17 protein-coding genes and 1 other RNA gene are annotated in these 21,495 nt (G+C 56.8%); 14 read left to right on the forward strand and 4 right to left on the reverse strand.

The genetic code is table 11. The features are described 5' to 3' along the window. Positions 1-79: 79 nt before the first annotated feature. Both GWA01_RS00310 and GWA01_RS00315 read left to right on the forward strand, forming a co-directional pair. On the forward strand, positions 80-1,552 hold the full coding sequence (locus tag GWA01_RS00310; protein ID WP_146792919.1) for an aminotransferase-like domain-containing protein: 1,473 nt from the start codon (positions 80-82) through the stop codon (positions 1,550-1,552). Positions 1,553-1,630: 78 nt separating this feature from the next. Further along, a complete protein-coding gene (locus GWA01_RS00315; protein ID WP_146792921.1) occupies positions 1,631-2,095 on the forward strand; it encodes a DUF3465 domain-containing protein in 465 nt (154 codons plus the stop codon). 48 nt (positions 2,096-2,143) lie between these two features. On the opposite strand, the gene clpA is transcribed toward GWA01_RS00315, so the two are convergent. Continuing rightward, on the reverse strand, positions 2,144-4,468 hold the full coding sequence (clpA, locus tag GWA01_RS00320) for an ATP-dependent Clp protease ATP-binding subunit ClpA (protein WP_146792923.1): 2,325 nt from the start codon (positions 4,466-4,468) through the stop codon (positions 2,144-2,146). Between the two features lie 134 nt (positions 4,469-4,602). Beyond that, on the reverse strand, positions 4,603-5,028 hold the full coding sequence (gene clpS, locus GWA01_RS00325; RefSeq protein ID WP_228118240.1) for an ATP-dependent Clp protease adapter ClpS: 426 nt from the start codon (positions 5,026-5,028) through the stop codon (positions 4,603-4,605). A gap of 246 nt (positions 5,029-5,274) precedes the next feature. Between clpS and GWA01_RS00330 the strand changes: the two genes are divergently transcribed. The 8 genes from GWA01_RS00330 to GWA01_RS00365 all read left to right on the forward strand — a co-directional run bounded on the left by GWA01_RS00330 (position 5,275) and on the right by GWA01_RS00365 (position 12,934). After that, positions 5,275-6,324, forward strand: a complete 1,050-nt coding sequence (locus GWA01_RS00330; protein WP_146792925.1) for a D-alanyl-D-alanine carboxypeptidase family protein — start codon at positions 5,275-5,277, stop codon at positions 6,322-6,324. A 94-nt stretch (positions 6,325-6,418) separates the two neighbouring features. After that, entirely contained in the window at positions 6,419-7,225 is an 807-nt protein-coding gene (map, locus tag GWA01_RS00335) for a type I methionyl aminopeptidase (RefSeq protein ID WP_146792927.1), read from the forward strand. Further along, positions 7,222-9,021 (forward strand): gamma-glutamyltransferase, encoded by a 1,800-nt coding sequence (gene ggt, locus GWA01_RS00340; protein WP_146792929.1) that lies wholly within the window; start codon positions 7,222-7,224, stop codon positions 9,019-9,021. The genes map and ggt overlap by 4 nt, the downstream gene beginning before the upstream one ends. 45 nt (positions 9,022-9,066) lie before the next feature. Next, positions 9,067-9,163: signal recognition particle sRNA small type (gene ffs / locus GWA01_RS00345), an RNA gene on the forward strand. 107 nt (positions 9,164-9,270) lie between these two features. After that, on the forward strand, positions 9,271-11,217 hold the full coding sequence (locus GWA01_RS00350) for a DNA polymerase III subunit gamma/tau (protein WP_146792931.1): 1,947 nt from the start codon (positions 9,271-9,273) through the stop codon (positions 11,215-11,217). 16 nt (positions 11,218-11,233) lie between these two features. Then, positions 11,234-11,557, forward strand: coding sequence for a YbaB/EbfC family nucleoid-associated protein (locus GWA01_RS00355; protein WP_146792933.1), 324 nt, complete (start codon positions 11,234-11,236; stop codon positions 11,555-11,557). A 28-nt stretch (positions 11,558-11,585) separates the two neighbouring features. After that, positions 11,586-12,179: a recombination mediator RecR gene (recR, locus tag GWA01_RS00360; RefSeq protein WP_146795342.1), complete on the forward strand. Its 594-nt coding sequence runs from the start codon at positions 11,586-11,588 to the stop codon at positions 12,177-12,179. Beyond that, complete coding sequence (locus GWA01_RS00365; protein ID WP_146792935.1) at positions 12,176-12,934, forward strand: SDR family oxidoreductase; 759 nt, start codon at positions 12,176-12,178, stop codon at positions 12,932-12,934. Before recR ends, GWA01_RS00365 begins: the two co-directional genes overlap by 4 nt. Here the strand turns inward: GWA01_RS00365 and GWA01_RS00370 are convergent. Together GWA01_RS00370 and GWA01_RS00375 are read right to left on the reverse strand one after the other, a co-directional pair. Then, a complete protein-coding gene (locus GWA01_RS00370; RefSeq protein ID WP_228118243.1) occupies positions 12,926-13,525 on the reverse strand; it encodes a chorismate--pyruvate lyase family protein in 600 nt (199 codons plus the stop codon). The genes GWA01_RS00365 and GWA01_RS00370 overlap by 9 nt on opposite strands. Further along, positions 13,479-13,805: a TIGR02300 family protein gene (locus GWA01_RS00375; RefSeq protein ID WP_146795344.1), complete on the reverse strand. Its 327-nt coding sequence runs from the start codon at positions 13,803-13,805 to the stop codon at positions 13,479-13,481. The genes GWA01_RS00370 and GWA01_RS00375 overlap by 47 nt, the downstream gene beginning before the upstream one ends. A 151-nt stretch (positions 13,806-13,956) precedes the next feature. Here GWA01_RS00375 and aroA point away from each other — a divergent pair, with 151 nt between their 5' ends. From aroA to GWA01_RS00395, 4 genes are all read left to right on the forward strand, one after another. Beyond that, positions 13,957-15,285, forward strand: coding sequence for a 3-phosphoshikimate 1-carboxyvinyltransferase (gene aroA, locus GWA01_RS00380; protein ID WP_146792937.1), 1,329 nt, complete (start codon positions 13,957-13,959; stop codon positions 15,283-15,285). Positions 15,286-15,290: 5 nt separating this feature from the next. Further along, positions 15,291-15,926 carry a (d)CMP kinase gene (gene cmk, locus GWA01_RS00385; protein ID WP_146795347.1) on the forward strand — a complete coding sequence of 212 codons (636 nt, stop codon included), beginning with the start codon at positions 15,291-15,293 and terminating at the stop codon, positions 15,924-15,926. 248 nt (positions 15,927-16,174) lie between these two features. Then, a complete protein-coding gene (gene rpsA, locus GWA01_RS00390) occupies positions 16,175-17,887 on the forward strand; it encodes a 30S ribosomal protein S1 (RefSeq protein ID WP_146792939.1) in 1,713 nt (570 codons plus the stop codon). A 249-nt stretch (positions 17,888-18,136) separates the two neighbouring features. Beyond that, complete coding sequence (locus GWA01_RS00395) at positions 18,137-21,487, forward strand: glycosyltransferase (protein ID WP_146792941.1); 3,351 nt, start codon at positions 18,137-18,139, stop codon at positions 21,485-21,487. The last annotated feature ends 8 nt before the right edge of the window (positions 21,488-21,495 follow it).

Below are 21,495 nucleotides of genomic sequence, written 5' to 3' on the forward strand. Positions count from 1 at the left end.
GCAGATTATCAGCGATCATCCCTGAACATGACCGGTACAGTTGACCGGCCAATTTTCAAACTGTTCTGGAAAAACGGCCATGTCAGTTGTCAAAGCCTCATCGCCGGGATTTTTTCAGTCCTGGCAACCTCTTCGCGGGAGCGAACGAACGCTCGTCTCCCAGTTGGAAGACGAACTGATATCGCGCATCAACCAGCATGTCCTCAGGCCTGGAAGCCGATTGCCATCCGTCCGGAAAATGGCAGAAAGCGCAGGTATCAGCCGGTTTACAGTTGTTGAGGCCTATGATCGGCTTGTTGCCAGCGGGTTGGTGGAAGGGCGGCAGGGGTCTGGGTATTTCGTGCGTATTCAGCCCGAAACATTGCCAGCGACGGCCGAATACAGCGATCCGGAGCGCAGTGCCCCCTCCCAGCTTGATATTTCATGGCTCATTGGTGAGATGGTCCGGCCTCATCCCAAAGACCGGATTCCTGCCGCTGCGGGGCTGTTGCCACAGCATTGGCTCAATGCAGAGATGATCAATGCCGCTGTCAGGGCTGTAGGACGGGGAAGCCAGTCCCTGCTTTTGGAATATGGCGATCCACGGGGCCTCCCCAGTTTCCGGGAGCAGACGGCAAGTCGGCTTCAGGCGCAGGGTGTGCCTGCACAGGCAGATCGCAATATCCTGACAGTTGCGGGTGTGACGCATGGTCTGGATCTTGTGCTGCGTCTGCTGGTTCAGCCGGGCGATACGGTTTTTGTGGAAGAGCCTGGCTGGTTTCTGATCTTCGGGCGTCTCGCCGCGTACGGCGTTCGGATCGTAGGCATTCCAAGGCTGGAGGAGGGCCCCGATCTCAGAATGCTTGAGCGTCTGGCGCAAATTCATAAGCCCAGGCTCTTTCTCATCAACAGCGTAGTGCACAATCCGACGGGCCATACGCTTGGGGTGGCTGCTGCGCATGATGTACTGATGCTGGCTGAGCGTCATGACTTCCTGATTGTGGAAGACGACACGTATTCGGATTTCTATGCTGGTGCTCCTATCCGTCTGGCAGCCATGGGGAGACTTGAGCGCGTTATTCTTGTGAGTGGGTATGCAAAGACGCTCGCCGCGGGTTTGCGTGTTGGCTTTCTGGCAGCGCGCCCAGATCTGATCGCAAGGCTGACGGACCTGAAAATGCTCGCCGGGCTGACTACTTCTTCGCTCGGGGAGAGCGTGACATATCATCTGCTGCATGAGGGGCATTATAACAGGCACCTTCTGCGACTTCGGCAGCGTGTGGATCATGCACGACATCGCTGTGTCGAGGCACTCCAGAGTTGTGGGCTGAGGCTGCCAAGCGTTCCTCAGGCCGGAATTTTCGTCTGGGCAGATTGTGGATACGATTCCGAACTTGTCGCAAGGCTTGCGTCAGAGCGAGGTATTCTCCTCGCACCGGGAACGTTATTCTCACCTGAGCAGGCGTCGTCTACCATGCTGCGCTTCAGCGTGAGCGCCATGGAGCGTACGGAATTATGGCCGCTTCTGCGGGACATTCTTGATGAGGCTTCCTGCCTGTCTGGCTCTTCATAAGCGCGATATGTGTTTTTCCGTTTCACGGATCATGCTGTGCGCGCCATAACGGCTTATTCCCATGAATGGAGAAGCCCCATGATCTTTCGCCCTGTATTGTTAGCTGCGGCGGCTTGCCTGTTGGCCCCTGTCGCTGCAATGGCACAGAATGTAGGGTCTATGCCCGCGTCGTGCGATAATTCAAAATTTCTGAGTGATCAGCAGGGTTTCGAGCAGGGTGGCCCGCGCCGTATCGACCTGCCGGAACATATCTGCGGTCAGGTGATTGCCCTGTCACCGCGAGCGCGACGGACACGTAGTGGCGTTCATGGCTATTTTTATCTCAATGTCGGGCAGGGCGTATCCATTCGCATCGTCTCCAATCTGGATGAAATGAATGCGCCGCAATGGCCTTGGGTCAAGAAGGGTGATCAGGTTGAAGTGCAGGGCCGATACTATTTCGACAGCCCGCGTCAGCAGGGCGTGGACTGGACGCACCGCGGCACGGGCCGCAAATGGCAATGGCCTGGCTATATCGTTGTGAACGGCACGCGCTACGAATAATAAAAAAGCCCGGAAGGCACGACCTTCCGGGCTTTTTTCTGAACCAGATCAGGAACCGCTAGCGGTCTCGTCCTGGCTGTGTTCGCCTTCTGCTCCTTTTGTGGAAGAGGAGGCTCCTTCGATGATCTCGAAATCGAGCGCATCGTTCTTGAGGGTGATCTTCACAGCTCCCCCCTTTGCCAGACGGCCGAACAGCAGTTCTTCCGCCAGAGGCTTCTTGATGTTTTCCTGGATGACGCGACCCAGTGGGCGTGCACCATACAGGCGATCATAGCCCCGCTCGGCCAGCCACTCTTTGGCGCCAGACGAGATTTCGATCGTGACGTGGCGGTCTGCAAGCTGTGCTTCAAGCTGAAGGACAAACTTCTCAACAACCCGCCCAACCGTCTCGGGTGAGAGGTTGGCGAAGGGAATGATCGCATCCAGACGGTTGCGGAATTCCGGCGTGAAGGTGCGTTTGATGGCCTCTTCGTCTTCGCCGGAACGCAGCGTGCGCCCGAAACCGATAGCCTCCTTCGACAGATCGGCGGCACCCGCATTGGTGGTCATGATGAGCACCACGTTTCGGAAATCGACGATCTTGCCGTTATGGTCTGTCAGGCGACCATGATCCATGACCTGGAGCAGGACGTTGTACAGGTCCGGATGGGCTTTTTCGATTTCGTCCAGAAGCAGGACTGCATGGGGGTGCTGGTCAACAGCATCCGTCAGCAGGCCACCCTGATCGAAGCCAACATACCCCGGAGGCGCACCGATCAGTCGCGAGATCGAGTGACGCTCCATGTACTCGGACATATCGAAGCGGATGAGTTCAATCCCGAGAGAGGATGCAAGCTGCTTGGCCACTTCCGTTTTGCCCACGCCTGTCGGGCCTGAGAAAAGGTAGTTGCCAATCGGCTTCTCGGCTTCGCGTAATCCCGCACGAGACAGCTTGATGGCTGCCGTAAGGGCATCGATTGCCTTGTCCTGACCAAATACCATGTTGCGTAGATCACGGGACAGATGACGGAGGGTCTCGCGATCGTCAGCGGAGACGCTCTTGGGCGGGATGCGCGCAATCTTGGCGATCGCGTCTTCCACGTCCTTGAGGGTCACTGTCTTGCGACGCTTGTTTTCTGGCACTAGCATCCGCGCAGCACCCACTTCGTCGATCACGTCGATCGCCTTGTCGGGCAGTTTGCGGTCATGCACGTATTTGGCAGCCAGTTCGACCGCACCACGCAGCGCCTCATCGGTGTAGCGAACCTTGTGGTGCTTCTCGTAGCTGGACTTCAACCCGCGCAGGATCTTGATCGTGTCTTCAACCGAAGGTTCTGGCACATCGATTTTCTGGAACCGACGCACAAGCGCGCGGTCTTTTTCGAAGTGCTGGCGGAATTCCTTGTAGGTTGTTGAACCGATGCAACGCAGTGTGCCTGCAGCCAGCGCAGGCTTGAGTAGGTTCGAAGCATCCATCGCGCCGCCAGAAGTCGCACCTGCGCCGATGACGGTATGGATTTCGTCAATGAACAGGATTGAACCGGGCGTCTGGTTCAATTCCGTTACCACGGCTTTCAGGCGCTCTTCAAAGTCTCCGCGATAGCGCGTGCCAGCCAGTAGGGAGCCCATGTCGAGCGAGAAGATCGTTGCGTCGAAAAGGACTTCCGGAACTTCCTTTTCCACGATCCGCTTTGCCAGACCTTCGGCGATTGCCGTCTTGCCGACGCCAGGGTCACCCACATAGAGCGGGTTGTTTTTCGTCCGTCGGCACAGGATCTGGATGGTGCGCTCGATTTCCTGATCTCGCCCGATAAGAGGATCGATCCGGCCTTCTTTTGCGCGGTCATTCAGGTTCACGCAGTAGCTGGCGAGTGCACCTTCCTTGGTGGTTTCCTTCCGTTCTTCACGTTCGGAGTTGTCACGAGAAGCACTTGCCGCACGACGGGATGTCCCACGGTCAGGGGCTTTGGCGATACCGTGGGAGATGAAATTGACGGCATCCAGCCGGGTCATGTCCTGTAATTGCAGGAAATAGACCGCATGGCTCTCGCGCTCGGCAAAGAGCGCGACAAGCACGTTGGCTCCTGTGACCTCGTCACGCCCGGTACTCTGGACGTGAATCGCAGCGCGTTGGATCACGCGCTGGAAGGCAGCTGTCGGTTTTGCCTCGGTCGGACGTTCGGAGGCCAGGCCCGCGAGATCCTTATCGAGAAATTCCGTCAGATCCGAGCGCAGCTTGTCTAGATCGATTCCGCACGCCTTGAATACGGTGAGGGCGTCGGAGTCTTCTGTTAGCGCAAGCAGCAGATGTTCGAGGGTGGCATATTCGTGACGACGATCACCCGCGAATGTAAGGGCGCGGTGGAGCGTCTGTTCGAGCGTACGGGACAGCATAGGATGGCGCTCCTCTCGACCTCTCGTTGGTCAGGTATCTTGTCGCGATGCAGCGTGCGACGCCAGTCAGAAACGCGGAAATGAACAGAAAATTATCACGGAACCTTCATGAAGTACTGAAAACCGCGAAAATCTCAGTCTTTTTCGATGGTACACTGAAGAGGGTGCTGATTCTGGCGGGCCAGATCCATCACCTGCGTGACTTTGCTTTCGGCCACTTCGTAGGTGAAGACGCCACAGACGCCGACACCACGCTGATGGACGTGGAGCATGACGGTCGTGGCTTCATCGCGCGTTTTTGAGAAAAACCGTTCAAGAACATGGACGACGAATTCCATAGGTGTGTAATCGTCGTTCAGCATCAAGACCTTGTACATGGATGGTTTGCGGGTCTTGGGTTTTGGCCGCACGACCACGCTCGCCTGAAGATCATCATCCTCAGGAAACTGGGGCTTGTCGGAGTCGGGCTCTTGCGGTGGCTGGCCGGACACGGTGGTCTGCCAGACAGAGGAAGGGGCCAGATGCTCTGGGACGTGCGGGAATATAGCGTAAGAAGACATGACTGGTATGATATGGGACGCTTCCCCCCGCTTGAGAAGAGGGGGATGTGGAGCGATTTTAGTCAATTTTGCCTTGGTTCCGCCATGATCGCGCCAGCTTTTGGTCATGCTTACATAAAATTAAGGTATCGAGCTTAAAGGCTGTGGACGGGCCCTTTTCCATGCGCCTACAGTGGGGGATCAGGTTGGGAGTTTCCTGCCCTCGCCAGTTTCAAATGGCACTTCCCGAGTCAGAGGCCGTCAGACATGCGTTTCCGGTTCCGTAAAGCCCTGCTTCTAAGTGCCATGACGGCAACAGGAGTTGGTTCAGCCCATGCTCAGTATGTGGGGCATGTCTCCAGCTTCGTGATGGATGCACATACTGGCGCGGTTCTGGCGCAGAACGATGCGGATCTTCAGAGATACCCTGCATCCCTGACTAAACTCATGACCCTGTATCTGACGTTCCGTGCATTGCAGGCGGGGCAGATCACACTTGATGAACAGGTTCCTGTTTCCATTCATACCTCGATGCAGGCTCCATCAAAGCTGGGGCTGGTTCCCGGAACGAAGCTCACTGTCGAGCAGGCGATTCTCGCACTCGTTACAAAATCTGCGAATGACGCTGCGTGTGCGCTTGGCGAATTCCTTGGCGGCGGGGATGAGGTTCGGTTTGCTGGCCTGATGACGCAGCAGGCTCGGGCGCTCGGCATGTCCAATACGACATTCCGCAATGCTTCCGGCCTTCCAGACCCGGATCAGGTCACGACTGCTCGGGATCTTGGAGTTCTGGCGCAGCGTCTGATTGCTGATTACCCCCAGTATTATCACTATTTTGATGTGCCTTCGTTTTATTTTCACCGCCGCATGATTCCCAATCATGACCCGATGCTGAAAATCTACGCAGGTGCTGATGGCCTGAAGACCGGCTATACGGATTTGGCAGGCCGCAATCTGGTAACGTCCGCCCAGCGCGGAAATGTCCGCCTCATTGGCGTCGTGATGGGTTCCACCAGCAATGCGCGCCGTTCAATGGAAATGGCAGCGCTTCTGGACAAGGGGTTTGCGGATGAAGGTGTGGCGCCTCAGCCTCTGCTGCATCCGGCTGCGCCGCGTGTGTTGATGGCCTCTGCCAGGCATGGACGTCATTTTCGACATGGCGTGATGATCGCAGCTGCGCGCCCGATGGAGGTTGCGGATGCTCCTTCCGGCCCGCGTCGCTATGGTCGACTGGGGCATCACCCGGTATCCGTTCGGATGGTCACGACGCGGCATGTTGCGGTCCGCCACAAAGCGGCACATCACAGCCGGGGCTGATAAGCTTCGTCGTGAATTTCCCGCTTGCGCTTGCGGTCATGGCCTGACGGACGCATGCTGTCCTTCTTTTTGATAAGAGGATCTGGCAGCAGGTATGGCCGACGACAGCGAACGCGGGATTGTCCTTTACGACCGGGAAGATTTTGTTCATCTGCGTGCGGCGGGCCGCCTCGCAGCAGAAACCCTGGATATGATCACCGAGCACGTCCAGCCCGGCGTAACGACGGGAGAGCTTGATCGTATTATCCACGAGTTCACGCTCGCTCATAATGCAATCCCGGCCTGCCTCGGTTATCGCGACTACCCAAAATCCTCGTGCATTTCGATCAATCACGTGGTCTGCCACGGCATTCCCAGTGAGAAAAAACTGTCTGCCGGGGACATTCTCAACATTGATGTCACGTCCATTGTAAATGGATGGTACGGCGATAGCTCGCGTATGTATGTCGTTGGGAAAGTGCCGAAAAAGGCCGAAAACCTTATTGATGTGACCTATGAATCCCTGATGCGTGGCATTGCCCAAGTGAAGCCGGGCAATACGCTTGGGGATGTTGGTCATGCCATCCAGACATACGCTGAAGGGAACCGTCTGTCCGTGGTCCGTGACTTCTGCGGTCATGGCATTGGTCGCACATTTCATGCGGCCCCGAATGTTCTGCATTACGGTAAGCCAGGGCAGGGCGTTAAGCTCGTTCCCGGAATGGTGTTCACGATCGAGCCCATGCTTAATATCGGTCGGCCGGACGTGAAAATTCTTGATGATGGCTGGACAGCAGTGACGCGTGACCGCACGCTTTCCGCACAGTTCGAGCATATGCTCGGCGTCACTGAAGACGGCTGTGAAATCTTTACCCTTTCCCCCAAAGGTTTCACCAAACCACCCTACGGAGCAGGTGCATGAAAACCGTTTTTTCTGCGATTTTGGCGGGCTTGATGTGCAGCTCCGCTCTGGCTGCTCCGGTTTCTACTCCGCTGAGTTCGGCACATGATCCGCTGGCGTTTGGTCCCGATGCCGTAACGCCGGGCGTTCTCGCCACAGGCCGACATGGAATGGTTGTCTCTGCCCAACATCTCGCATCCGATGTTGGGGCGAAGATCCTTGCGCAGGGCGGAAATGCCGTCGATGCGGCTGTGGGCGTGGGATATGCGCTTGCGGTGGTGTATCCGGCCGCAGGCAATATCGGTGGTGGCGGGTTTATGACCCTGCGCCTCATAGATGGTAAAACGATCTTTATCGATTTTCGCGAACACGCTCCCGGCGCAGCCACAGCCACCATGTATCAGGACGCCGCTGGTAACGTTATTCCTAAGCTGTCTACGGAAGGCTGGAAAGCTGTTGCGGTTCCCGGAACGGTTGCGGGTCTGGATGCGATTCTGACGAAGTGGGGTCGTCTGCCACGCGCGAAAGTCATGGCTCCGGCGATTGCTCTTGCTCGTGACGGATTTGTGCTGAATGGCGGAGACGCGCAGCTTCTGCATACCTCAACGCCCTATTTCCAGAAGGATGTCTATGCGCGTCCGGTCTTCCTGCGCGCAGACGGCACACCGCTTCAGGCAGGTGATCGACTTGTTCAGAAAGAGCTGGCTAACTCCCTTGAGCTGATCGCGAAGGAAGGCCCGAAGGCATTCTACACAGGGCCGATCGCAGCCGAGATCGCCCGTGCGAGCAAGGAAGGCGGCGGTATTGTACAGGCGTCCGATCTGGCCAGCTATCATATCCGCTTCCTTGATCCGATTCGCTGCACCTATCGTGGTTATGAAATCGACACAGCCCCCCCGCCGAGCGGCGGCGGTGTAGCGCTATGCGAAATCCTGAACATTCTCTCAGGATATGACATGCATGCGTTGGGCCTGCACACGGCGTCGTCTGTGCAACGCGAAATCGAAGCGATGCGCCATGCCTATTCGGATCGACGTGATCTCGGTGATCCCGCGTTCGTAAGCAATCCAATCGAACACCTGACGGATCCCGGTTACGCGGTACAGGTCCGTGCTGGCATTCCGCTGGACAAAGCACTCTCGTCGTCTCGCCTCCGTGCTGGAGAAGCGATGCCAGTTGCAGAAGCCGCGGCTGCGCCCGATACACAGGAAAAGCACGAGACAACGCAGTTCTCCGTTCTGGACAAGAGCGGAATGGCAGTCTCCGCCACTTACACACTTAATGGTTGGTTTGGTGCGGGTGTCATGGGTGGCCATACGGGCATCTGGATGAACGATGAAATGGACGATTTCTCGGCCAAACCGGGTTCTCCGAACATGTTTGGTATTGTCGGTTCAGCGGCAAATGCGATTGCACCGGGCAAGACACCCCTGTCGTCCATGTCTCCATCCATCGTCTCGAAGGATGGGCAGGTTGTTATGGTGATTGGCAGCCCGGGTGGCTCCCGTATCCCCACGATTACACTTTCCGCGATTCTCGGCGTGCTGGATTATGGGCTGGATATCCGGCAGGCGGTCGATCTGCCGCGAATCCATCAGCAGTGGGAACCTACAGCTGTCGAAATCGAGCCTGGTGCGCTCACTCCTGATGTTCAGGCGAAGCTGGAATCCGAGGGGTATACCTTCTCCCTGCATCGTCCCTGGGGCCTCGCAGAAGGCATTCTTGCCAATCAGGCAAGCCTTTCGGCTCATCGTACCGGCCTGCTGTATGGCGCGTCTGATCCACGACATGCGGGTGGTGAAGCAGCAGGCGAATGATAGGGGGTTGCCAAATACCCCCGTCTGCATGCTAGGAGGGCGCCGGGAGGTCGGCTTTGGACGGATACCTTGCCAACCCGGTCAGGTCCGGAAGGAAGCAGCCGCAGTGAGTTTTATCCGGGTCGAATGTCCGGCCTCCCACCTCACACAGCCGAGCGGGCGCACAGGGATCGCACTATGCGGTCAGCGCCCCGGCCTTGACCGACAGGGCGAGGTCTTTTTTCTCTGCTCTGACGGTTTTCCGATTTCATGAACGACGCAAATGATGATCTGCCCATCCCGCCCGAAAGCGGCGGTGGCTTCTTTTCCGATGCTCCGGCGCCTGTTCCGGTCGTGGCGGAGGCCGTTCCATATCGCGTTCTTGCTCGTAAATACCGGCCCCAGAACTTTGATGACCTGATTGGTCAGGATGCGCTCGTGCGTATCCTGCGCCGTGCATTCGAGCTCAATCGCGTTGCTCACGCCTTCATGCTGACGGGCGTACGTGGTGTCGGCAAGACGACTACAGCCCGAATTATCGCGCGTGCACTCAACTGTATCGGGCCAGACGGCAACGGTGGCCCGACTGCTGACCCATGCGGTGTTTGCGCAAACTGCACGGCTATCCTCGCAGACCGCCATCCCGATGTTCTTGAAATGGACGCTGCCTCCCGCACGGGCGTTGACGACGTGCGTGAGATTATTGAGGCCACCCGTTTCCGGCCAATGCAGGCACGTATGAAAGTCTTCGTCATCGACGAAGTGCACATGCTGTCGCGCAATGCCTTCAATGCTTTGCTCAAGACGCTTGAGGAGCCGCCAAGCCAGGTTACGTTCATTTTTGCCACGACGGAGCTGCGTAAGGTGCCAGTGACGGTGCTGTCGCGTTGCCAAAGGTTTGACCTGCGTCGTGTGCCCCAGAACATGCTGGCGGAGCATTTCGGTCGTATCGCTATTAAGGAGGGCACAACGCTTTCCGAGGATGCTCTCGCATTGATTGCTCGCGCGGCCGATGGTTCGGTGCGTGATGGTCTGTCGCTGCTCGATCAGGCGATCGCTCAGGGTGCAAGCGGCGCTGATGCGGTTGCGGACATGCTTGGCCTTGCTGATCGCGGTTTGATCTTTGACCTTGTGGAAGCCGTAATGGGAGGACGTGCAGCAGAAGCTCTGCACATCACCGATCAGGCTTATGCGCGAGGGGCCGATCTAGGTGTGGTTTTGCAGGATCTACTCGATCTTTTGCATCTGATATCACGCCTGAAAGCGATACCTGCATTGCGTGAGGGGCGCGAATTGCCTGAGGCAGAGCGTGTCCGTGGAAGCGCGCTGGCGGATCGGCTTTCCAATACTGTCCTCGGACGTGCATGGCAGATTCTGCTCAAGGGCGTGGGTGAGGTTGAGAGCGCTCCTGATCGTCGGCAGGCGGCCGAGATGGTTCTCATCCGGCTATGCCATGCCAGCCTTCTTCCAACGCCCGATCGGTTGATCCGTCAATTGACTGAGGGGGGGGCAGACCTGTCCGCTCCGGCTGTCTCTGCGCCATCTGGCGGTGGCGCTGCGCATTCCAGCCAGCGAGACAGTACGGTTCATGCTGTGCAGTCCTCGTCTTTTACGAGTGGGCCATCTGGAGATGGCGGCCCGAGGGCGCATGTCCGGCTCGTGGCAAATGGTGGCGCGCTTATAGAGCCCGGCATTGATCTTGCGATGCCTGTCGTCTTGCCGGAACCAGAGCCTGAGGTATTGCCGTCGCCCCGGACATGGCGGGAAATGGTGGCAATGGTTGCGCGCGAGCGTGAAGCATTATTGCATGGTGTTCTGCGGCATTCGGCCCATCTGGTGCGCTTTGCGCCGCCAGAGGTGGAGTTGCGGATCGTCGATGTTGCTGCCCGGGCAGATCGCCGGCTGCAGCAATTGCTTGATCGTGTCTATCCGGGAGAGTGGCAGGTTATTGCTTCCACTCTTGAAGGCGAGCCTACATTAGACGAGCAGGGCGCCGAGGTTGTCGCGATCAATCAGGCCAGCGCAGAGGTCCATCCGCTTGTCGTAGCGATTTTGAACGCTTTTCCGGGCGCGCGGATCGGTGAAGTTCAGGACCACTCTCTTGACGATTATGGTTTGCCCCCCGAAATCACGACGCAGCTCGGGGAGGATAGCCCTCCCGATCTTGAATTTGCGCCGTATGACGCGGATGCGATTGACGAAGACGATCTGAACTAAAGACGCAGGAGTGGTTATGAAGAACCTTGCAGGATTGATGAAGCAGGCCAGCCAAATGCAGGCGAAGATGGAAGAGGCTCAGAACAGCCTTGCAGGTCTTGTCGTTAGTGGTACGGCTGGTGCTGGTCTTGTGACCCTGACCCTTACGGGCAAAGGCGAAATGAAAGGCCTCAAGATCGATCCAAAACTGGCTGACCCTTCAGAAATGGAGATGCTGCAGGATCTGATCGTCGCAGCCTATACGGATGCCAAAAACAAGGCAGAAGCTGCCAGTTCGGAAGAAATGCGCAAGGTGACGGGTGGCTTGGATCTACCGCCTGGCCTGAAGCTGCCATTCTGATCTCAGGCGGAGCGAGGCTGGGCGTATGATGGCCGGGAACGACATAGAGCAGCTGATTTCCATGCTTTCCCGGCTTCCGGGGCTCGGTCCACGATCGGCCCGGCGTGCGGCTCTTAGCCTTCTGCGCCAGCCAGAAGCCCGCATGTTGCCTCTGGCGAGGATCATGGAGAGTGCGGCACGTACGGTCAGGACGTGTTCGCGCTGCGGTAATCTCGATAACCATGATCCGTGTTCCATCTGTACGGATAGCCACCGTGATCAGGGGTTGATCTGTGTGGTCGAAACGGTGGGGGATCTCTGGGCGCTTGAGCGTTCGGGGATTCATCGTGGTGTCTATCAGGTTCTGGGTGGAACACTCTCTGCGCTCGCAGGCCTCGGTCCGGATGACCTCAATGTCGCGTCGCTGCTGGATCGGGTGGGCGAGGGGAATGTCCGGGAAGTTATTCTTGCTCTTGGCGCAACGGTTGAGGGTGCCACGACAGCACACTGGTTGCAGGAGCGTCTTGCGCCGAGCGGTGTTGTTGTGACACGTGTCGGTCACGGTGTTCCGATGGGCGGTGCGCTGGATGTTCTGGACGATGGCACTTTGGCCGCAGCTCTTACAGCAAGGCGATCAATGTGATTTCTGATCGCGTTCCAAGGGTTGCTCTGGTTACCGGAGGCGCGAAGCGTGTTGGTCGGGCGCTAGTGAAAATGCTTGCTGAGCAGGGATTTTCGGTTGCGATCCATTTCCGCAATAGCAGGGTGGAAGCTGAAGCGCTTCTTACAGAAATTGGCGGAAAGGGCTGCGTTCTTGACGCGGACCTCGCGCGAGAAGAAGAAGTTGCATCGCTGGTCTCGCGTGCTGAGACTGCTCTGGGGCCCTTAGGTATCCTGATCAACAATGCGTCCACGTTCGAACGTGACGAGATGTCTGATGCGACGCGTGAGAGTTGGGATCAGCATCTGGAATCCAATCTCCGTGCACCCTTCGTGCTGTCGCAGGAAATGGCGCGGCGTTTGCCGGAAGGCGCCGAAGGGCTGATTCTCAATCTTCTTGATCAGCGTGTCTGGAATCTGACGCCACATTTTGTGAGCTATACAGTGTCAAAGAGTGGCCTGTGGGCGCTCACACAGAGTATGTCTCTCGCTTTTGCCCCCCGGATTCGCGTGAATGCTATCGGCCCGGGGCCTGTTCTGCCTGCTGCCAGACAGACGCAGGAACAGTTCGATGAGATGTGTCTGAAAACGCCTTTGAAACGCTCCGCTCCGCCAGAGGAAATCGCTCAGGGTGCGCTCGCGCTATTCTCTCTACCGTCCGTAACAGGGCAGATGTTGGCCATGGACGCCGGGCAGCACCTCAACTGGGGTGCTCCGGGTGCTCCACCCTCAATCTGAATTGATGTGGCTTTTCAGGGCTGCTGGCGTGTAATTTTCAACGACCAGTGCAATCGGAGCATGATCCGAAGCTCTCAGAAGTAGAGCGCGGTTTTCCAGAACTATTTTGGACGAGGGTTCTGGAACGATGGATTCCAGAAGCTTTCGATGAAAATGCGTCTCATGGACTGCGCGTCCGAACGGGGTGTCGGTTTCCGTAAGAAGACGGTTCATCTCGCCCGTCAGGCGTGAAGGAACATACCAGTTCCATGCATCTGACAGCACAGTTCCGCCGCACATCAGGCGAACGTGCCGCGTGACGATATCATGCACGGAAGTAACGCCGAGACTTGATACAATATCTGGAGAAGGAAAATCCGTAACCGGAAGCCGAATGACCCGGATCGGAACGGGACATGCTGCCTGCAGGACTGCTGTCGCGCTTGGACGACTGTTGAGGCGCGCCCGCAATGCACATACGTCTGCACTGTGCCGGGGTGAGGGGTCTCCTTCCGGCACAGTACAGCCGCTGAGGGCCGTCAGAAAGACGGCCGTGCGGACAACGTCAGTTGTCGTCGCGATCGTCTTTGTCGGTCGTGACTTCGATGTCATTGCTGAGATCGTCATCATCATCAAGATCGTCGGCAGCTTCGATTACGTCGTCATCGTCGTCACCGTCTGTGTCGAGATCGACGTCGTCTTCGTGCTCATTCTCGGACTTTTTCAGGTCCTTGATTTCAGGTAGCGGTTCTTCGCTACGCTTGAGACGATTGATGTCCGACGGCTGGGTGGTGCCGCATTTCGGGCACACCGCTGGAGCGCGGTTCAGATCATAAAAGCGCGCGTTGCACTCAACGCATGTGCGTTTAAGACCGAGATCGGGTTTTGCCATGTTGCGGGAGCCTGCCAATGCCACGAAAGAGGAAGCGGGCCATGCCATCTTGTTTCCGCTGTGTCAAACCTGAAAACGTTCTTTATCAGAATGGCTCGCCTCTTTTACAGACGATTGACAGCGGCTGACTGCCTCCGCAATGAACGTCTTTATGCAATCCACACGCCCCCTGACCGTCTCCGCGTCCCTACAGGGACTTTCCGGCCATACACGCGTTCCCGGTGACAAGTCGATCAGTCATCGTTCGCTGATGCTGGCAGCTCTCGCCGAAGGTACGACGCAGGTCCGTGGCCTTCTGGAAGGCGAAGACGTGCTGCGTACGGCAGATGCCATGCGCGCGCTGGGTGCCAGAATCACGAGTGATGAAAAAGGTTGGACGATCGAAGGTAAGGGCGTGGGCCAGCTCAGCGAGCCGGCAGACGTTCTGGATATGGGCAATTCGGGTACGGCAGCACGCCTGCTGTCCGGTATTTTGGCCTCTCATCCATTTACGAGCATCATGACCGGAGATGCTTCTTTGCGTTCGCGCCCGATGCGTCGGGTCACCGATCCCTTGTCTGGAACGGGTGCCCAGTTTTTGACGCGCGATGGTGGCCGTCTGCCGATGGCGATCAAGGGCACAGGTACTGCAACGCCACTGTCCTACCGTCTCCCGGTTGCTTCTGCGCAGGTGAAGTCCGCGATCTTGCTCGCGGGCCTGAACGCACAGGGACGCACGGTTGTCGAGGAACCTGTGGCGACGCGTGACCATACGGAAAATATGCTGCGTCATTTTGGCGTCACGGTTGATGTCTCGCCCCTTGAGGGGGGTGGACGCCGAATCGAGCTGACGGGACCGACGCGTTTGTCGGCACGTGATGTCATCGTGCCAGGCGATCCATCTTCTGCCGCTTTCCCACTGGTGGCAGCACTGCTCATACCAGGTTCGGATATCGTCATCGAAGGCGTAGGTCTTAATCCGCTCCGTACCGGTCTTTTCACTACGCTGCTGGAAATGGGTGCCGATCTTACGATCGAGAACGAGCGGATCGAAGGTGGCGAGAAGGTTGGGGACCTACATGCGCGCGGCAGTCATCTGAAGGGCGTGGACGTGCCTGCTGATCGTGCTCCCTCAATGATTGACGAATACCCCGTACTGGCAGTTGCCTGCGCTTATGCCGAAGGTCCATCCCGCCTGCGCGGGCTGGAAGAACTGCGCGTGAAAGAAAGTGACCGTCTGGCCGCTACAGTCGCGCTGCTTGAGGCGAATGGTGCGCGTGTTGATGTTGAAGGTGATGACGTCATCGTTGCTGGGCGGAGCGGAACTCTTGGTGGTGGCATTGTGCGTACGCACATGGATCATCGTTTGGCCATGAGTGCTGTTGTGCTAGGTTTGGCTGCAGACCGTGCCGTGCAGATTGACGATACTGCGTTTATTGAAACCAGCTTCCCCGGCTTCGTCGATCTGATGAATGCTCTGGGTGCCGGAATCGAGGCGTGAATTCCATGCGCCGACTGGTGATCGCGGTCGATGGACCTGCTGCGGCAGGAAAGGGGACCCTGGCTAAGGCGCTGGCAGCACGGCTGGCTCTTCCCTATCTGGACACTGGCCTGCTGTATCGTGCCGTGGCCCGACGTATGATCAACGCTGGCCTCGACCCTGCGGGAGACGCCTCCAAAGAGGCAACTGCCCTTTTGCAGGAAGATCTTGCACGCACGGACCTTCGTGTACCCGAAGTTGATCGGGGTGCTTCTTTGGTTGCAGCTCAGCCTGCAGTTCGCCACGCATTGTTGGAACGCCAGAGGGTGTTCGCAGCGCAGACAGGTGCTGTGGTTGATGGAAGAGACATCGGCACGGTGGTTTTTCCGGATGCCGATGTGAAATTTTTCATCACGGCTTCTCCGCAGGCGCGTGCGCTCAGGCGGCACCGGCAGACGCAGGGTGAGAAGGTACTGGATGGCGAAGCTCTTGCTGTGGCGGTAGCAGAAATTACGGAACGCGACGCGCGCGACTCTTCGCGTGAAACGGCGCCTCTGCTGGAAGCCCCTGACGCTATCCGGATCGAAACAGACACGCTAAGCGCTGCCGAAGTGCTGGAAAAGGCATGCAAGATCATAAGCGAGCGGTGTTCAGTGGCATAATCGCCGGGGAAACCTTGGGGATAAGTCGCGTTTTGTGTTGACAGCGGCCCCCTCTAGGGTGTTGGTGCCATACATCGTCTGGTGCCCTGTAGTAACCGGCGTGGTCCTGCATGCGGAGTGTGTGCGGATCGTTCTCTCAACAGACCCGATCTGACCGTATCGGCAGCGGGGAGTCGTCACGCTTTTCAGCATGGCGCAGGCATGGACGTCCGGAGATATTCTGGAAGTCCGGGAATGCTAGATTTCACATGGCTTCAGCCAATCAGACTGCCTCTGCCGAACACGGCATGGAGGACTTTGCTTCCCTTCTCGACGAGACCCTCGGCCGTGACACCGGCTTCGAAGGTTCCGTTGTCACCGGCCGCGTCATTCGTCTGACCGACGAATTCGCGATCGTTGACGTTGGTCTCAAGAGCGAAGGCCGCGTGGCTCTCAAGGAATTCGGACCGCCGGGCGCTGCTCCTGACGTGAAGCCGGGTGACGTGATCGAGCTGTATGTCGAGCGTTACGAAGACCGTGACGGTTCCATCGTCCTGTCGCGCGAGAAGGCTCGCCGCGAAGAGGCATGGACCGCTCTGGAGCGTGCATTCGCAAACAACCAGCGCGTCAACGGCACGATCTATGGTCGCGTCAAGGGTGGCTTCACGGTTGATCTGGGCGGCGCAATGGCGTTCCTTCCGGGCAGCCAGGTCGATATTCGTCCGGTTCGCGATGTCGGCCCGCTGATGGGGCAGCCGCAGCCATTCCAGATCCTGAAGATGGACCGCGCTCGCGGCAACATCGTCGTTTCACGCCGTGCAGTGCTTGAAGAGACGCGTGCTGAGCAGCGTTCGGAACTGATCCAGGGCCTGAAGGAAGGCATGATCCTCGACGGCGTCGTCAAGAACATCACCGATTACGGTGCGTTCGTTGACCTCGGTGGCGTTGATGGCCTCCTGCATGTCACCGACATTGCCTGGAAGCGTATCAATCATCCGTCCGAAGCTCTGCAGATCGGCCAGCCGGTTCGCGTTCAGGTCATTCGCTTCAATTCCGACACGCAGCGTATCTCGCTGGGTATGAAGCAGCTTGAGGCTGATCCTTGGGAGAACGTCGCGATCAAGTATCCGGCGAACGCACGCTTCACGGGTCGCGTCACGAACATCACCGATTACGGTGCATTCGTTGAGCTCGAGCCGGGCGTTGAAGGTCTGGTACACGTTTCCGAAATGTCCTGGACAAAGAAGAACGTACACCCGGGCAAGATCGTTGCTACTTCCCAGGAAGTCGACGTCATGGTGCTGGATGTGGACAGCGGCAAGCGTCGTATTTCGCTTGGTCTCAAGCAGGTTCAGCGCAATCCTTGGGAGCAGTTCGAAGAAGAGCACAAGGCTGGCACGATCATCGAAGGCGAAATCCGCAACATTACGGAATTCGGCCTGTTCATCGGTCTCTCCGCAGACATCGACGGCATGGTTCACATGTCCGACCTGTCTTGGGACGAAGCCGGCGAAGCAGCCATGGCGAACTACGAGAAGGGTCAGGTCGTCAAGGCCAAGGTTCTGGACGTTGACGCAGAGAAAGAGCGCATCTCTCTCGGTATCAAGCAGCTTCAGGAAGATCCGGCCGCTGACACGCTGTCCCGCGTTCAGAAGGGTGCAGTTGTCACCTGCGTTGTTACGGCAGTGCAGACCAACGGTATTGAAGTTAAGGTTGATGACGTTCTGACCGGCTTCATCCGTCGCGCCGAACTGGCTCGCGACAAGGCTGAGCAGCGCCCTGAGCGCTTCGCAGTCGGCGAGAAGGTTGATGCGAAGATCGTGTCTGTTGACCGCGCTTCCCGCAAGCTGGCCCTCACCATTCGTGGACGCGAAATGGAAGAGGACAAGCAGGCCATCAACGAATACGGTTCGTCTGACTCGGGTGCGTCCCTGGGTGATATCCTTGGTGCAGCGATCCGTCGTCGCAACACGGACGTCTAAGACACGCTGGAAAAGAAAGTGTCCTGTCTATCAGGGCGCTTTCTACTCTACGCAAAAAGGGTCGCCATTGGCGGCCCTTTTTGTTTATGTATGACTATTACCGTGGATTGCAGATAGGGTTTTGCAAAAACCAATATTCAGTTAATGGTAGCAAGACATCGGTACTCCTTAGTTCGGGAGACTCCGTTGAAAAGATATAGACGTTCTCGCATTTCAGAGCAGGAGTAGGCGCTAGCGCCTAGGAGATTGATGGCGGTAATCTATAATACTAACTACACGCACAATCCCAACTCTTACTTGACCTTAGCGGTTGAACGCGCTGCTCGCGCTCTTCTCGGGCATGATCAGGTTGTCGTCGCAGACAATATGAGCCTTGCTGGCATCGCAGCGTCCGGCGAGCATGACACCCTCATATGCCTCGATGCCCAGCGCATAAACCTCGCTTTAATCCGTCGTGTACGACCTGCATTCAAAACGATGATACTCTGGACATTTGAAGATCCGTTTATGCGGGACTTCAATGTAGAGAATGCTGCGCTTTTTGACTTTGTCTTTACGAATGATCCGTCCTGTGCGGATTCATATCACGGTAAGGGATATTATCTTCCCCTAGCCGCAAGCCGCTCGATACATGAGCGTAAAGTGCTGCCCGCCACCGAGCTTGAATATGATATCTTCTTTGCTGGTACGATGTGGCCTAATCGCGTTCAGACGCTGCGCCGTGTTATCGCGGCCTTTCCCGATGCAAAGCTCAAGTTGATCTGCCCGGGGAACGAGTATCTGCCGCCATTACCTGCTGATCTGGCTGGACTGGCTATTCAGCGGCCTGTTAGTCACGAAGCGTTTATTGACTTCGCCAATGTCAGTGCCGTGACCCTGACGATGTTTCGCGATTACGCAAGCCACGGCGATGTCAGTCAGGCAACTGCGCCTGGTCCGCGCTTCTTTGAACTCGCTCTCGCAGGTACGGCTCAGGTTGTTGAAGCACCTGAGACAATGGGCAGTGAGCATTTTGACACGGTTGAAGGCATCAGCCTTGCGCGTGATTCCGATGCCGTTGTGGATGCCGTGGCGCGTATTCTGGCGAATAAAAACGGGCGCCGTAAGGCTGCGGTTGCTGCCCAGAAATCAGCACTTGCTCATCATCTCTACGAGAATCGTCTCGAAAAGATGCGCGAAATCACGGGAGCGAATTTCGGGCGTCGTTCGAAGAGCGAAATTCCAGTGCTGGCGCGCCGCCGCCGTCTGCGTGTTCTGATGTGCACGCACTCCACAATTCATGAGCAGGCGTGGGGTGGTGTTGAGGTCTATCAGCAGGCCCTCTGTGCTTTGCTTGGGCGCGATGTTGAGTTTTTCTACTGGCTGCGTCGGGGTACTTTCTGCCGCCTGCTTACAGCCAGTGGTCAGGAACTGGAGCGTTTTGACGTTCCAGAGGTGGGCTGGCAGGACGCCATGTGCGACGGGCCGGAGGAAATGGCGTTTTCCAGTGCTATTGGCCAGTACAACATGGACCTCGTACATTTCCAGCATCTTGGACATCACGCCCTTTCGCTGCCGATCATCGCCAAGGCAACTGGCGCGGGTGTGATTTTCTCTGCTCATGATTTTTGGCTTGTATCTGCGCGCTACAACCTTCTCAATCATGAACTCCGCTATGTGGAAGATGAGGTGCGTTCTGTTCTCGCAGCCGACATCACGCTTAAGGCGTCGGAGAATGTAGACCATGGTGGCGAGCAGACCAGACGCGCTTTCATTGCCAAAATGCTTCGTTCGGTTGATGCTATCATGTTCGGTACGCAGCATTCGCGTGATCTGACGCACGAGATCTATCCGATCCTGGACGAGAAGATCAGTCTTATCACGGGGATTCCCAGCCCCGATAATACAGTTCCGGTGCGCCCTAAAAGCTATGAGCCGCTTGGCGAGCGCCCGTTGGGTGTCGCGATCGTTGGAAATTTCCTACGGACGAAGGGAGCCGATACGATCCTTAATCTGATCGATATCGCGCATCCTGATCATTTCGTATTCCACATTTTTGGTTACGTGCATCCAGAATACGAAGCTGTTCTCAATGCTAATGCACGGCCGAATGTCAAAATTTATGGCCGCTATGACATGGGCGATATTGAAGCCCTGAAGATTGCCGACGTAGCGCTAAACCTCTCCATTTGGCCTGAAACCTACTGCATTTCGCTTTCAGAAGCCTGGCAGAACGGCCTGATCCCAATCGTTACAGATGTTGGTGCTCTCGGCGACCGTGTGGAAGACGGCGTCAACGGTTTCAAGGTTCCCATTAGCCGCCCGAGTGCCGTACTGGAACGTCTTGAATTGCTGCGTGCTTCCGAGCCAGTCCGCAGAAAAATTATGGGAAATATTTCTCCTGCATTGTGGACGCATGCCCGCGAATATGGCGATGATCTTCTCGCCCTTTATCGCAAGGTTGCGCCACGCCGGGAAATGGGTATCGCAGAGTTGCAGCTCGATGCTGGTCAAGTCCACCTGCTGCCGCATGCGTCCTGGCGTCATCAGGCTCCTCCACGCCATATTTTTGATCCCCCGACTGCACGCGATCTTTCTGTCGAAATGCCGGTGCCAGTATCGGACTGGTTCTCCATTCAGGGTGCTGAATGCTACATTGATGATGTCTGTCATCATGTATTTGCCCAGAATGATGACGAAGATTTCAAGGAATCTGCAGAATTTCATATTCGTGGCTGGTTGCTTATTCCCGGGATCAGTTCCGCGGGGAAACTTTATACTGTCCTGCTTGGGGAAGATGCCGACAGCCCAATGATTTTCATTGAAAATCAACGCGAAATCCGTGCGGACATTGCGGCATTATTCGTGAATGCGCCACGTCGTTCAGGATTCTCTGCCAAGGCAGCGCTGCGTGGAAAATGGTGTGAGGGGCGTTTCCGGATCGGGCTTGTCAATGTCATTAACGGACAGGGAGCTTTCCAGTTAACATCTCTTCAGATTGAGGTGGATGGTGGAAAAATTACGAAAATCCATCGTTCGCGTCCGTCGAACGGTGAAATTCTTGCGGATTTCAACCGGGTCTCGCATAGCGACGGCCTGCTTCGCGGGATTAAGCTTTCAGCCTTTCACAAACCGGGTTTGAGAGTGCACGAAGCGGGTGAGCTCGAGCACTTTATCGATGAATTCACCGGCGTCATCGGCGACCCGGTCACGGAAATTGATCCCGCTGGCGCCTTGGTCGTCCGTGGGTGGGCTTTCCTGCATTCCCTCTCCCGTGCTGGTCAGATTTATGTCGGTCTGGTTCAGGAGGAGCGAGATGAGGTGTTTCTTGTCGGTACGGAGCGTGTCATTCGTGGCGATGTGGGTGTTGTGCACCGCGATGCACCTCTTTGTGCGGGCTTCATTGGTCGTTTCATGCCGTTGCAGGGTTATGCCCGCCCCCTTGATGGCGCTTATCGTATCACTCTCATCAACGTCTCGGGAGAGGTCTTTGGGAGTTGCATGACGGACCTTGTCGCTGTGTTCGATAATGGCATGATCATCTCAACGGCACGTGCGGATGTTTCTGAGGCACAGGCCTTGCGTGCGAAGGCGCTTATTGCGGCAAAAGCTGAAATCTGAGGGTGGTC

This window comes from Gluconobacter wancherniae NBRC 103581 (assembly GCF_007988885.1).
In the GTDB taxonomy this organism is placed as follows: Bacteria; Pseudomonadota; Alphaproteobacteria; order Acetobacterales; family Acetobacteraceae; genus Gluconobacter; species Gluconobacter wancherniae.